General features: G+C 61.6%; 11 protein-coding genes. 4 read left to right on the forward strand and 7 right to left on the reverse strand.

The window, feature by feature from the left end:
• The gene (locus GJB56_RS20160; RefSeq protein WP_113682726.1) at positions 1–1,308 is read left to right on the forward strand and encodes an HNH endonuclease signature motif containing protein; all 1,308 of its coding nucleotides are present in this window, start codon (positions 1–3) and stop codon (positions 1,306–1,308) included.
• 91 nt (positions 1,309–1,399) lie between these two features.
• On the opposite strand, the gene GJB56_RS20165 is transcribed toward GJB56_RS20160, so the two are convergent.
• From GJB56_RS20165 to GJB56_RS20185, 5 genes are all read right to left on the reverse strand, one after another.
• Complete coding sequence (locus GJB56_RS20165; RefSeq protein WP_019745783.1) at positions 1,400–2,689, reverse strand: PucR family transcriptional regulator; 1,290 nt, start codon at positions 2,687–2,689, stop codon at positions 1,400–1,402.
• Between the two features lie 35 nt (positions 2,690–2,724).
• Positions 2,725–4,158 carry a phytoene desaturase family protein gene (locus GJB56_RS20170; protein ID WP_113682727.1) on the reverse strand — a complete coding sequence of 478 codons (1,434 nt, stop codon included), beginning with the start codon at positions 4,156–4,158 and terminating at the stop codon, positions 2,725–2,727.
• The gene (locus GJB56_RS20175) at positions 4,155–6,002 is read right to left on the reverse strand and encodes a DUF3556 domain-containing protein (protein ID WP_113682728.1); all 1,848 of its coding nucleotides are present in this window, start codon (positions 6,000–6,002) and stop codon (positions 4,155–4,157) included. Before GJB56_RS20175 ends, GJB56_RS20170 begins: the two co-directional genes overlap by 4 nt.
• Before the next feature lie 85 nt (positions 6,003–6,087).
• The gene (locus tag GJB56_RS20180; protein WP_113682890.1) at positions 6,088–7,560 is read right to left on the reverse strand and encodes a class I adenylate-forming enzyme family protein; all 1,473 of its coding nucleotides are present in this window, start codon (positions 7,558–7,560) and stop codon (positions 6,088–6,090) included.
• Positions 7,561–7,692: 132 nt separating this feature from the next.
• The gene (locus tag GJB56_RS20185; protein WP_113682729.1) at positions 7,693–8,586 is read right to left on the reverse strand and encodes a LysR family transcriptional regulator ArgP; all 894 of its coding nucleotides are present in this window, start codon (positions 8,584–8,586) and stop codon (positions 7,693–7,695) included.
• Positions 8,587–8,661: 75 nt separating this feature from the next.
• Here GJB56_RS20185 and GJB56_RS20190 point away from each other — a divergent pair, with 75 nt between their 5' ends.
• From GJB56_RS20190 to GJB56_RS20200, 3 genes are all read left to right on the forward strand, one after another.
• Positions 8,662–9,282: a LysE/ArgO family amino acid transporter gene (locus tag GJB56_RS20190; protein ID WP_020971145.1), complete on the forward strand. Its 621-nt coding sequence runs from the start codon at positions 8,662–8,664 to the stop codon at positions 9,280–9,282.
• Between the two features lie 114 nt (positions 9,283–9,396).
• The gene (locus tag GJB56_RS20195; protein ID WP_113682891.1) at positions 9,397–10,719 is read left to right on the forward strand and encodes a ClC family H(+)/Cl(-) exchange transporter; all 1,323 of its coding nucleotides are present in this window, start codon (positions 9,397–9,399) and stop codon (positions 10,717–10,719) included.
• Between the two features lie 72 nt (positions 10,720–10,791).
• A complete protein-coding gene (locus GJB56_RS20200; RefSeq protein ID WP_080572256.1) occupies positions 10,792–11,031 on the forward strand; it encodes a DUF4440 domain-containing protein in 240 nt (79 codons plus the stop codon).
• Positions 11,032–11,060: 29 nt separating this feature from the next.
• Here GJB56_RS20200 and GJB56_RS20205 read toward each other — a convergent pair whose 3' ends face one another.
• A complete protein-coding gene (locus GJB56_RS20205) occupies positions 11,061–12,248 on the reverse strand; it encodes a 4-hydroxybenzoate 3-monooxygenase (RefSeq protein WP_113682730.1) in 1,188 nt (395 codons plus the stop codon).
• Between the two features lie 99 nt (positions 12,249–12,347).
• Positions 12,348–13,100, reverse strand: a complete 753-nt coding sequence (locus GJB56_RS20210; protein ID WP_019745792.1) for an IclR family transcriptional regulator — start codon at positions 13,098–13,100, stop codon at positions 12,348–12,350.
• Positions 13,101–13,171: the final 71 nt, after the last annotated feature.

A 13,171-nucleotide genomic window follows, 5' to 3' on the forward strand; every position in this document is an offset into this window, starting at 1 on the left:
ATGAGTATCAACACATCATCTGACGTCGTTTGTGGTTCTGCGGTGGGCTTGCGCGGACGTCTGTGGCAGCTGACCACGGCGGAGCTGCGGGCCGTCGCTATCGAGGCGAGTTCGGAGATTCTGCGTCTCGAGGCTGTGCGGGTGGCGGTGGTGGACGAGTTGTCGATGCGTCCCGATGATCAGGTGATCGCCAGCCGCGGTGTCGGTGCGTGGTTGGCGGCAAACACGATGCTGCAGGTCCGGGACGGGAAGAAGATCGCCGCCCTCGGTGCAGCGCTACGCCCGTTTCCGGCAGTGGCGGCCAGATTCGATGACGGGGACTGCTCGTTCGATCATGCAGTGTTGATCGTGGCGTTCTGCGAATCACCGCCGAAGGGCATGCCGGAGGAGGCGCTCCCTCGCTGTATCGACTTGTTGTTGGCTGCTGCGTCGGGCGTGGAGGCCACGACCACGAAAGTACGGAACGTCATCGCGACCTTGGAGCGAGTGTTCGAGTCCGATGAGATTCCGCCCGCCGAGGATGTGGATCGGAACGAGTTGCGGATCGCGTCGACGTTGAATGGTCGGGTGGTGGTGCGCGGTGATTTCGACGCCCTCACCGGGGAAATGTTGTTGTCGGCGTTGTCGAATCTGACGATGCCGACCCCGGCACCGGATGGAACCCCGGATTCTCGGTCGGCGGCGAAGCGGACTGCGGATGGGTTCACGGAACTGATCCGGCGTTACCTCGATTCCGCCAAGACTGGCACCGACGGTGGTCAGCGGCCGCACGTGAACGTGCACATCAACGCTCGTGATCTCGCCGAGCACCGGGACTGCGCCGCCGCACCCTCGCCCGATGGTGGTGCTGTGGCTGTGTCGGATCTTGATGTCGGGCACATGCCCTGGCTGGGGCCGCTGTCGGTGTCGCAGACAAGGCTTCTCGGGTGTGATTGTTTCCTGTCCACGGTGCTGCTCGACGGTCACGGCGCGCCTTTGGATGCGAAACCCGGGAAACGGTTGGTCTCTGCGGAGCAGCGAGTGGCGTTGATCGCCCGGGACAAAGGCTGCGCGTTCCCTGGTTGTGCGTGTGTTCCGGCCTGGACCGACGCGCACCACATCCGGCACTGGGCGAACGGCGGCCCGACGGTGATGAGCAATCTTGTCCTGCTGTGCCGTTCACATCATCGGCTGATGCACCGGAAATCCGGGTTCGTCGGGAAGTGGGAAATCCGAATAGGCGTCGACAACAAACCGTGGTTCATCCCACCACCCTCGATCGACCCCGGCCAGCACCCACGGCCGGCGAACACCACCTTCAAAACCTGAGAAGAACCTCAGGCACAACAGAACACGGCCAGGCTCCGCATCGGACATCAAACCCCGATACGGAGCCCACAGGCCGTGTCGCGTCCATGACTCACGAGGTTTTAGCGGGGCGCAGAACCGATCTACCCAACAACTCACAAACCTGCAGGGCCAGAGCGAGATCCAACTTGTCTCGGCCGGCAGCGACTGGATCTCCGAGCGCCTTGTTGATGCGATACTTCACGGTATTCCGGTGCAGATTCATGTGATTGGCAGTGTGCAGATGGCTTTCTCCGTGGGCGAAGTACACACTCAACGTCGTCCGCAAGGATGCAGCAGAAGGCGTATCGTCCGCCAACGGGCCTAGCACCTCCCAGACCCATGACTTCGTAGAATCGATGTTCTCGGACAGAAGTGAAACCACAGCGACGCCGCGGTCCCCGAAGCTCACCACCGGCCGTTGCGGCGTATCCGGCACGGCAGCAACCGAATAGGCGGCGGTTGCCTGTTCGTGAGATCGCTTGAAACCTTCGACCCCTGACCCTGGCAGTCCGATTGCCACCCGCGCTCCGCCGTCCAACGGCACTGCCGCAGCGAGAACCTCCGGATCCGGCGCAGGCACCCGGCGACCGAACGGCAGCCACGCCCACACCGTGCGTCGATCGATGGCGGTGATGATCGGCGGCTTGTCCGCTCCCGCCGCTGCGCCGAGATCACGTACGAGTCGATCGAGCGTGTTGATGCCCATGACGTCCGCATCCCACGTCGACCAAACCACCAGGGCGACGTGGTTCTGACCGAGGCGGTATCCGGTCTCAGCTTCGAATGCAGCGGTATCTGCGTTGGTGCCGGACAGGAGGGCGTGGATCGCGGCCGAATGGAGGTTTCCCTGCGCTGCCATCCATCGACTGCGTTCCCGCTCGTACGCGTCGAAGACGTAGAGCGTGATCCAGTCGATGTAGCTGTAGACCACATCCGAAGTGTGTTTCAGGACAGCCAAAGTGAGTCGCGCCGGAATATCCAGTGTGCTGATCTCGTCGTGACAGATCCGCATCAGATCGCCTTGGCCCATGTGGTAGGCCCGAACGAGAGAGTTGGACGGAACGTCCCGCTGCGCCAGACGCAGAGCGTATTCCACTGCGGCAGTGGTCGGTTGGAGATGATCGATCGGAATGTCGTTGGCCAGTACGTGGATGATCGTCGTGATGTTTCCCTGCACGCTGGCCTCGAGCATTTCGAGCAATTTGGCGTCTGCATCCAATTGGTCGATTTCGTGAGCCATCATGAAGGCCATCTCACGCGCGATGTCGGCACTGCGCTCGTCGAGTCGTCGGGCCAACTCGGCAACCACCGCAAGCACTTCCGGCTCCGCGGCTGCAGGCACTCGGGCGAGGCGCCGCATCGCGCCGGCGCCTCGCTCCTTGTGCGATGGACTACTCACAGAACTTCCGCACCCTTTCGTCGCAGGTACTTCAGAGCCGATTCGGCCGCGTTGTACCCGCACATTCCATGTGCTCCGGCACCCGGCGGGGTCGAGGCCGAGCACAGGTAAGTGCCCGCGATCCCCGTGCTGTACGGATCGACTGCGACGCGCGGACGCAAGACAACCTGCAGTTCGGTGTTGGCACCTCCGATGATGTCGCCGCCTACCTGATTCGGATTGTCTTGTGCCAGGTCAGCTGTACCACTGCTCGATGTCGCGACGATCTGATCCCGGAATCCTGGCGCAAACCTCTCGATCTGACGAATGATCGCCTCTGTAGCGTCGCCGGCATATCCGTGTGGCACGTGCGCATAGGCGTACAGCGGATGAACGTTCCCGGCGGATCGGGTGGGATCAGCCAGGTATTGCTGACCGAGGAGCACGAACGGCCGGTCCGGCATGCGGCCTGAATTCGTCTCACGCTCAGCGGCCACGATTTCGTCGAAAGCACCTGCCAGATGGACAGTTCCGGCCCGAGCGCAATCCGGATTGGTCCACGGCACATGACCTTCGATCGCAAAATCGACCTTGAACGCTCCGGGAGCCTGCTTGAACTTTCGATAGGCTCTCGCCACTCGGCCAGGGAGTCGATCGCCCAGTATCTCGAGCGCACCCCCCGGATTGACATCCAGCAGAACAACATCGGCGTCCGGAATCTCGGAGGCCGTGCGAACCCGAATGCCGGTGTCGATCTTGCCGCCGTGATCGAGGAGCATCGCGGCCATGGCGTCGGTGATCGAACGCGAACCTCCCTCGGCAACCGGCCAACCGTAGCGGTGACCAGCAGCAGTGATCATCAATCCCACCGCCGAGGTGGCCGGACGGTTGAGTGGATAGAAGGCGTGCGCGGCAACCCCGCCGAACAGCGCCTTCCCTTTGCCGGTCTTCCACAACTTCGCGGTCACGGTTGCCGGAAGCAGCGCTCGCGGACCGAAAGCTGCGAGCCGCAGCGGATGCCGCGGGACATTGACGATCGGGCGCATCAGGTCGGACGCCAATGCATCGAATCCCGTCGACAAGTCACCGAACATGCGTTGCCATCGAGGTCCGTCCGCGCCGAGTCCCGCCGCCGTCTGCTCCAGCGAGCGGTACAGAACACCGGCGTCCCCGTTGTCGAGCGGATGCGCGCAGTCCACCTCTGCCCATCTCCAGATCAGCCCGTATCGCTCGAGGTCCAACTTTGACAGGTACGGCGAGCCGATACCCATCGGGTGAAACGCCGAGCAGTGATCGTGAATCAACCCCGGCACGTCGATCGGACCGGAGCGGGTGCCTCCGCCGATCTGGTCGGCGGCCTCGAGCACCTGCACGTCCACACCGCTACGTGCGAGGTGTACCGCGGCAGCGAGCCCATTGGGCCCGCTACCGACGACTACGGCCTTTGTCACTTACTCACCTCTTGCTCGCTACCGCTGACCCTCGTACGCATCTTCGGTTCGGAGACCACCTGCGGATCTGTTGCCGCGCGGTCGGCCCGTACGTCCAGTGTCCACTGAACGTCGAACGGAATGGGCCCGTTCGGCAACCACGGTTGTTCGGCAACTGCGTCGGCGACCTTGAAAGTACCTCGTTCGATGACGCCGAGAGCTGCGTCGATCACCTGGTACTCCTGCGTTCCCTTGTGGATGGGCTGCGATTCGATCCAGGTCACCAGGAACTCGCCGGGCGCGAAATTGCAGCGACGCTGAATGGCGGCAATCAACTTCGCGTCGTGCAGGTGCCCGTCACCGAAGTTGAAGGCGACGATGGAGTTGCACATGAACTCGGCTTCCCGCAGCGAGTACGTGTTGATGTCGTCGCCGAGGTGCCTGATCATCAGTGAGAACAGTGCACGCCCCTGGCTGTGCATGGAACGCCAGCCCAACAGCTGATGCAGAACGACATCGGACACATCTTCGGGGTACATCGTCATCAACTGATTACGCGTATCCGGCGACGGACGCTTGATGTACTGGTCGATCTTTGCTTCGGCGCCCGGCGCGAATGCCCACGTCGCAGATGCCCAGTTGCCGGCGTACTGACGCATCGACGGCAGGAACGACACCAGATCGGGTCGAAGGTTTCCGAGAATGGGGAAGAAAGCAAGGGCTGCAATAATTCCCGCTGTGATCCAGGGTGAAGACATGGCGCCGAGGCCGTAGCCGTCCCACGCCGGGAAGCCCAGGAACAGGAAGACCGAGGCGTAAGCGAACAGAAGATTCCATTCCAGCGGAACGGCCAGCGGGAAGGTCGACGCGATGAAGAGATGGAATCCGACCATGAGGATCACGGCGAGGATGGTGAGTGTCTTGTTCGTCGAGAAGAGCAGTATCAACGGGGTGACGATTTCGACCATCGTTCCGGCCACGTGTGCGACCCCGCCGCCGAGGTGCGAGGGTCGCAGATCCTCCGGGAAATTCCGGTAGTGCGCACGCTTGATCTTCTTCGACGGGATCCACGGCGTATTGCTGAGCATCGGGGGGACCACCAGCGAGAAGTGACGGCCGAACTTCGAGACACCGGCACCGATCCACACCATGACGATCAGCAGTTTGAGCGCCAGAATCATGTCGACGAAGGGCAGGAACGTGAAGAAGAAGATCGCCGGCAGGTACTGCTCACTACGGGCAGCGATGAAGGGCACCTTGTCCCGCAACCCGAGAATCACCACGAGCACGAGGAAGGAGTACAAGACCGTCGGGCGTACCAGTCCGGCATTGTCGGCGATTGCCGAATCGATTCCTGCGGTGTGAACGCCGGGAAGAACCGCGGCAACAAGAAGATTGGCGACTACGGCGACGTAGATGACGACGTCGAACACCGTGCGGGTGTCACCCGAGGTGAGCGGCACCTTGCCCGGCCACGGTGGCAGGCGAATCGTGCCGGGGCGGATCCAGTAGAGAACTCCACCGGTCATCGGTTTGAAGTGGCCGGCCAATGGACCCCAAGACCCTGCCAGGCCCAGGATTTCGAGCATCATGGTCCAGATGATGAGTTTCTGGTAGACGATCGGCTGGTTCCACCATGATCCGATGTCGAACCACGAGAGGCCGGAAGTCAAAGTGGCAACGGCTGTTCCAGCTGCCAGGTAGAGGAACAACAGTTTCATGATGTAGACGGTGTGGACCATCTTCGGTGTACCGAAGCCGTAATCCACCCAGTGCGTGGACATGTCACGCAGACGCTCGAGAAACGGCTTGTCCATGAAGGTTGCCGGATCGACGGGAGGGAAGTTTCCTTCTTTGAATCCCATGATGTGCTCCTGAAATACGGAATGTGGGCATGACGGATCGACTCGACGCACGTCGTCGAGTTGTGCTGGTATTACGGGGAAGGGACTAGTGAGCGGGAGTTGCGCTCAGAGCTCGTCTCATTCCGGGTTTGTCGATCTTGCCCACCGGGTTTCGGGGAAGCGTATCGACGACGTAGATCGCCACTGGCACCTTTACTCGGGTGAGCAAGGCCGTGACATGTTCGAGCAGTTCGCCTTCGGTGACGGGCGCGTCGGGGTAGGCAACGACATAGGCAACTGGCACCTCTCCGTAGACCTGGTGCGGAGCGCCGATGACGGCGGCCTCGAGCACGGAAGGATGTGTGGCGAGCGAATTTTCGATCTCCTTGGGGTAGATGTTCTCGCCCCCACGGATGATCATGTCCTTGATGCGATCGACCAGGGTCAGGTAGCCGTCTTCGTCGAGGACCCCGACGTCGCCGGTATGCAACCAACCATCCTTGACGGTCTTCGCGGTCTCCTCCGGCTTGCCCAGATAGCCACGCATCACGTTGCCGCCCTTGATGACCACCTCTCCGGCAGTTCCGACGGGAGCAAAGGTTCCGTCCTCGGCAAGAATGGCAATCTGCTGGCCGGGCAACGCCGGGCCGACCGTACCCAGTTTGCGCAGGCCCTCCACAGGATTACAGGCCGACGCACAGGTCCCCTCGGTGAGTCCGTAACCCTCCACGATCACGAAACCGAAACGCTGCTCCGCGCGTTCGAGGAGTTCCTTGCTGATCGGCGCCGCACCGCACACGGCAAATCTCAAAGATGACGTATTGATCGAGGCGTCTTCCGGCTGCGAGGTCAGCATCGCGTAGATTGCCGGCACCGCCGAGAAATACGTGGGGCGAAGCCGCGCAACGTCGTCGAAGAATCTCGAAACCGAGAACTTCCCGGTGACACTCACCTGTCCGCCGACAAGCAAGGGCGTCAGGACGCTGACGCAGATCGCGTTGACATGGAACAACGGCAGAATCAGCAGGCAGTGATCCGCGCCGGTAACACCGATGTTCTTGCCCATCGACGAAGCCATGAACTGCAGGTTGGAATGCGTGAGCATCACTCCCTTGGGCCGTCCAGTGGAGCCGCTGGTGTAGATGAGCAACGCCAGATCGTCTGCTGCAACATCGATTCCGGGTCGGGGATCGGTCGGCGGCACTGTCGCCAGATCGTCGACGGCCAACACCGCACGGCCACCCGAGGGCGCATCGGCAGAGGCGGTGATGACCAACTCGGCCCCGGAGTCCGCGATCTGGTAATCCGCTTCGTTCGCGGTGAACATCGGATTGATGGGCGTAGCTGCAGCACCGATGCGCCAGGCAGCCATGATCGCGATCAGCAACTCGGCGCGATTGGGCAGCATGATCGCCACCACGTCACCGAGTCCGATTCCGAGTCCGGCCAATTGCGCGGCAACAGCTTCCGTACGATCTGCGAACTCTTCATACGTGAGTTCGACGTGGTCGTCCCGCAGGCACGGCTTCTTCCCGTACTTCTCCGCAAGATCCCAAGCCAGATATCCGATGTCCGCCACGAGAGTCAGCACCTTTCATTCGTGTGTGACTCAAAACACTATCGGCGTCCTGCGGCCGAAGAAACGGTCTCAGGGGATCAACTTATCCAGGTTCTTTGTTCCCTGAGCACAACGCCGCAAGGGCGGCGAACATCAGATCGAGGGCTGATGCAACACTTCGTGGGCACGTCGGGTCACCACTTCGAAGATCCGGCGCAAGACGGGTGACGACAGTTTCCACTGCTGCCAGTACAGCGGAACGTCGTCCACGAAGTCCGGATCGAATCCGATCAGCACCCCGCCGCGATCGTCTTCGCCGCACTGCAGGTCCGGTATCAACCCCCACCCGTATCCCCGCCTGACGGCGTCCGCGAAGTCTGCCGATGACGGAACAAGATGGCGAGGCGGATCTGCCGGGCGTCCGACCTTTTGATCGAGGTACCGATCCTGCAGCAGATCCTTGCGATTGAACACCACCAGCGGTGCCTCCGAAAGAGATTCGGCCGTGACACCATCTGCGAACCAGCGACGGCAGAACTCTGCGCTCGCCATCGGCCGATACCGCATGATGCCCAACCGACTGGAGGTACACCCTTGAATCGGTGACGCAACCGACGTGACGGCAGCCATGACCGAACCGTCGCGCAGCAGTTCGGTGGTGTGGTCTTGATCGTCGAGATGAAAATCGAAACTGACTTCTTGCGTGAACTCCGCGAGGGCCCCGAGAACCCAAGTGGACAGCGAATCGGCATTGACCGCGATCGAGACGCGGGCGAAGGTGTTCGAACCGTTTTCCAAACCGAGTTCTCGCACGGTGTCACGCGACAGTGCGTCTATCTGACGGGCAAGACGCAGGACTTCTCTCCCGGAATCGGTGACCTGGATGGGTTTGGTGCGCTGCACCAGGATCCGGCCAACCGAGGTCTCGAGAGCTTTGATTCGTTGGCTGACCGCCGAAGGCGTGATGTGTAACTTCCGCGCCGCCGCCTCGAAGGTTCCCTCGTCGACCGCAGCGTGCAATGCCCTCAGTTGCTCGAAATCCAACATAATCTGAAGCTACTCTGATGCGTCCTAAGAATCATTAGCTGGACTGAATGAAATCTGAGCGGCAGGCTCGACAACATGCTCAGCACCAACGACCCTGCGTCGGCCCTCGTCGGTTTCGGAGTCGGACTGTCATTGATCGTCGCAATCGGCGCCCAGAATGCGTTTGTTCTTCGCCAAGGCCTGACGCGATCGCACGTACTCCCGATCGTCGCAGTGTGCGCGTTGTCAGACGCAATTCTGATCCTTGCAGGCATCAGCGGAATCGGGACCCTCCTCGAACACGCACCGTCGCTGATCACGTTCGTTCGTATCGCCGGTGCGGTCTTCCTCCTCAGCTATGCAATCTTCGCCGCCAAGCGGGCGCTTCGACCCCAGACGCTGGCGCCGGATCAGCACGGCAACGGTTCGAGGCTGGCCGCCGTCACGATGGCATTGGCTCTCACCTGGCTCAATCCACACGTTTACCTCGACACCGTGGTGCTCATGGGTTCAATTGCCAACGGTCGCGGCGAAATCGGACGTTGGTGGTTTGCGGCCGGTGCCATCACCGCGAGTGTGGTCTGGTTCAGCGCCCTCGGTTACGGCGCACGTCTGCTGACGCCGCTTTTTGCGAAACCCAACGCCTGGCGGATTCTCGACGCTCTGATCGCCGTGATGATGGCGGTTCTCGGAATCAGCCTGCTTGTCGAATTGTGACTCGGCTGCACAACCTCGATCCGACACTGCGGGTATCGGGATGGGTTACCGTCCAAGGTGAGCAAGCTCAATTCACCTGTCGCGAGTTGTGACCATCAGGTAGGGCTGATCACGATGACCGAGGACGACGGCGGCACCGAACCGCGTGACTCCAACCGCGGACTGAGTTTGCTGTGCCTTCTCGCTGCGGTCGCCGGCGTCGGGGTCGGATTTGTCGGCGGCGCATTCCGTTGGTGTCTGATCAGGGCCGACGAACTCCGTCGGACGATCGTGAACTGGGCGCATCACGTTCCGTACGTCGGGTGGCTCGTGCCGGTCGTCCTGGTGGCCTTGTGCACCGTGCTGGCCGTACTGATCGTCAGACGAGTCCCCCTCGCAAAGGGAAGCGGCATCCAGCACGTCGAGGCGGTGTCCCGCGGCGAAGCGAAGCCGCCGGGAATCAATCTCGTGCCTGCCAGATTCATCGGCGGCCTCTTGGCGATCGGCTCCGGTCTGGTTCTCGGCCGCGAGGGCCCCACCGTACACATGGGTGCGGCGATCGGGGCAGAAGCGGGACGGCGGGCCCGCCTTGCCGAACCGGACGTCGCCATGCTGCAAACATCCACGGCCGGAGCAGGACTCGCCGTCGCGTTCAACGCGCCGATCGCCGGGGCACTGTTCGTCTGCGAGGAGGTGACGCACTCATTTCGGCTGCGCACCGTGCTGCCAACACTTTTCGGTGTTTCGGTCGCGGTGGGCTGTGCACGACTTGTCATCGGTGACCAACCCGATTTCGAGGTCGGCACCGTCCCGACGCCTCAACTCGCACTCTTGCCACTGTTTGTCGTCTTCGGAATCCTCACGGGGCTACTCGGTATCGCCTACAACCGCTTGATTCTGGGTCTACTCGACGCCGTTGCACGACTCGACAGGATCCCGCCGACTGTCATCGGCGCAACGATCGGCGCCACCATCGGCCTGACGCTGTTCCTCGACCCGCTGGCCAGTGGGGGCGGCGACGTTCTTGCACAGATGATCGTCGGCGGAAGGACCTTCGTACTGCCGATCCTGCTGCTGTACTTGGCGGTTCGGTTCTTCACTGGCCCGCTCTCGTATGCCGCTGGAACCCCCGGCGGACTGTTCGCTCCCTTACTTGCACTCGGCGCACTCTGGGGGTCGATCTTCACCGGACTGTCGAGCTTGGTGCCCGGAGTGGACGCCGGGCTCACGGTCACCATGGCCACCATCGGCATGGCTGCCTTCTTCGGCGCTGTAGTGCGCGCACCGTTCACCGGCATCGTGATCGTGGTCGAGATGACAGCGGTGACGTCGACGCTCGTCCCGATGCTCGCTGCCACTGCGGCAGCGGTATTCGTCGCCACCGCGGCAGGGTCGGCACCTATCTACGACAGTCTCCGAGAACGGATGTTGGAAACTCAACGCCCACCTCTGCGATGATCACGATCGACATCGTGCCCGGCCTATGCGTAGGCAGAGGAGCATTCATGACCCCACAAAGACTTCACCGAGATAGGTGCGTCGGGTAGCGTCCGGGACCTACCGTCGACCGTTGAATCACTGCGAAACGAACCCATCGACGGCGACGGCATCGAAGTTCACAACTTGACCGGTCGAATCATCGACGACGGATACGTCCTGACACAGTGGGATTCCGTCCGAGACGTGCGTCGTGCGCGGCGCACATCCCTGTGGCGCCGCGCCCCGATCGGATGGCAACTGGTACACCATCAAGGCACCCCGCTCCACTGATTACGCACCGCAAAATCTGCGACAGCTCTCTAGATCAAGGGCGTTCCGACGTAGTTCTCGGCGATCAGCGTTCGTCCGGCGACCGAACGCGTGACCATGTCCAACTCGGCCAGTTGACGGCGATGCCCGAAACCGCTGTCGTCTGGCAAGCGATGGAGCATCGACGACATCCACCACGAGAAGTGCTGCGTCCGCCACACACGCGGCAGCACCGTTTCGGTGTACCCGTCCAACATCTTTCGGTCGGACGAGGTGAAGAAACTGTCCATTGCCTTCGCCAGAGCGTAGACGTCGGCGATCGCGAGATTCATACCCTTCGCACCGGTCGGCGGCACGGTGTGCGCCGCATCGCCGGCAAGAAACAGGTTGCCGTGCTGCATCGGTTCACAAACGAAGCTGCGGAACTGAAGGATCGATTTCTGAAAGATCCTGCCGTCCTTGATCTCTGCTCCGTCGCCGTCGACGCGCATGTGCAGCTCGTCCCAGATTCTATCGTCGGACCAGTTGTCCACGGAGTCGTCCGGATCGACCTGAAGATAATGACGCTGCACGTCGGGGGTCCGCGTGCTGATCAGTGCAAACCCACGCTCATGGTTGGCGTAGATCAATTCTTCCGATGACGGCGGAGCCTCGGCCAGGATGCCGAACCACGCGAAGGGATACTGGCGGAAATGATCCGTTCGGATCGACGGTTCGGGAATCAGCTTTCGCGTTTGCGTACGTGATCCGTCGCAACCGGCCACCAGGGCGCACTCGAGCTTCTGGTCGTTTCCGTCCGAGTCGACAAAAGTGATGCTCGGGCGATCCGACTCGTGATCGTGCACTTTCGCGTCGGACACTCCGAACCGAATGTCCCCGCCGTCAGCGAGACGTCGCGCGATCAGATCCTTGAGCACCTCGTGCTGCGGATACACCGTGACGGCGCGCCCGTCGGTCAATTCGTCGAACGCAATTCGGTGCCCTCGCCCGCCGAATCGCAGCTCGATTCCGTGATGTTCGAGGCCCTCCCGCTTCAGTCGATCACCGAGTCCGGTCTCGACCATGAGATCAACCGTGTTCTGTTCGAGCACGCCGGCACGAATGGTGCCTTCTACCTCTTCACGGGTGCGACATTCCAGGACTACCGAATCGATTCCCTTCAGATGCAACAGATGCGAGAGCATCAACCCGGCGGGACCACCACCGACGATTCCGACCTGGGTGCGCGAAGAAGACATACAGAGAACTCCTGAGGTGAGTGACGATTGAGACCACCATCGACCACGATCACTCCCCTGAACAGCTGTAATTTCACTCAGTGAAAGACCGAATACGAGCTATCCAAGTCCACCGCCACCAAGCCCGCGTGAAATTCCACGGGCGGCCGCGACCAAGGCCGGCAGCAATGGAGCCGGATCCTGCTCCACCGGAACAACTGTCGAGACCGCTGCGACGACATTGCCGCCGGCTTCGCGTACCGGAGCAGCGACGGCAAGGGTTCCGACGTTCAGATACTCACGGCAGACGACAAATCCGGTGCGTCTGATCTCGTCGAGAGTTGCTCGCAAAATCCGCTCGGACGTAATGGTTTTGGGAGTGAACGACTCGAGACCGGCCTGGAGGACGTCGTCGAGAAGCTCGGTTCCGCCGTGCGCGAGGAGAATCAATCCACCGCTGGACGCGTGCAACGGCAATCTTCCCCCGGCCCGACCGACAACGGTGACAGCACTACGCGAGGACAAGCGCTCGAGGTACAGCGCCTCGGTACCCTCACGAACGACCAACTGCACATTCTCCCGGGTGACCTCGTACAGGTCCTCGAGGAACGGCAACGCCACCTGCCGCAGGCCGTGAGCGCCGGGAGCAAGAGCGCCGATCTCCCACAACCGCACTCCGACCTGGTACTTACCGTCGCTCCGACGCTCGAGTGCGCCCTCAGCCACCAACTGCCCACACAGCCGATGAACGGTAGGCAGAGGTAAACCGCTGCGACGACTGATCTCCGACTGCGTCAACCGCGGCGATTTCGCGTCGAAGGCACCGAGCACGATAAATGCCCGGCCGATCAACGAACGGTCGCCTGATGCCATTCACACAGTGTGACAGGGCAGTGCCACTAAGAATCCACTGTGACTGACATCAGGCGAAACGTGTTCAGGCG

Source organism: Rhodococcus sp. AQ5-07, from assembly GCF_009707305.1.
GTDB lineage: Bacteria > Actinomycetota > Actinomycetes > Mycobacteriales > Mycobacteriaceae > Rhodococcus_F > Rhodococcus_F erythropolis.

Coding starts and splice junctions, on each gene's coding strand:
- GJB56_RS20160 (WP_113682726.1), top strand. CDS start 1: ATGAGTATCAACACATCATCTGACGTCGTTTGTGGTTCTGCGGTGGGC.
- GJB56_RS20165 (WP_019745783.1), bottom strand. CDS start 2,689: ATGCGGCGCCTCGCCCGAGTGCCTGCAGCCGCGGAGCCGGAAGTGCTT.
- GJB56_RS20175 (WP_113682728.1), bottom strand. CDS start 6,002: ATGGGATTCAAAGAAGGAAACTTCCCTCCCGTCGATCCGGCAACCTTC.
- GJB56_RS20185 (WP_113682729.1), bottom strand. CDS start 8,586: ATGTTGGATTTCGAGCAACTGAGGGCATTGCACGCTGCGGTCGACGAG.
- GJB56_RS20190 (WP_020971145.1), top strand. CDS start 8,662: ATGCTCAGCACCAACGACCCTGCGTCGGCCCTCGTCGGTTTCGGAGTC.
- GJB56_RS20195 (WP_113682891.1), top strand. CDS start 9,397: ATGACCGAGGACGACGGCGGCACCGAACCGCGTGACTCCAACCGCGGA.
- GJB56_RS20205 (WP_113682730.1), bottom strand. CDS start 12,248: ATGTCTTCTTCGCGCACCCAGGTCGGAATCGTCGGTGGTGGTCCCGCC.
- GJB56_RS20210 (WP_019745792.1), bottom strand. CDS start 13,100: ATGGCATCAGGCGACCGTTCGTTGATCGGCCGGGCATTTATCGTGCTC.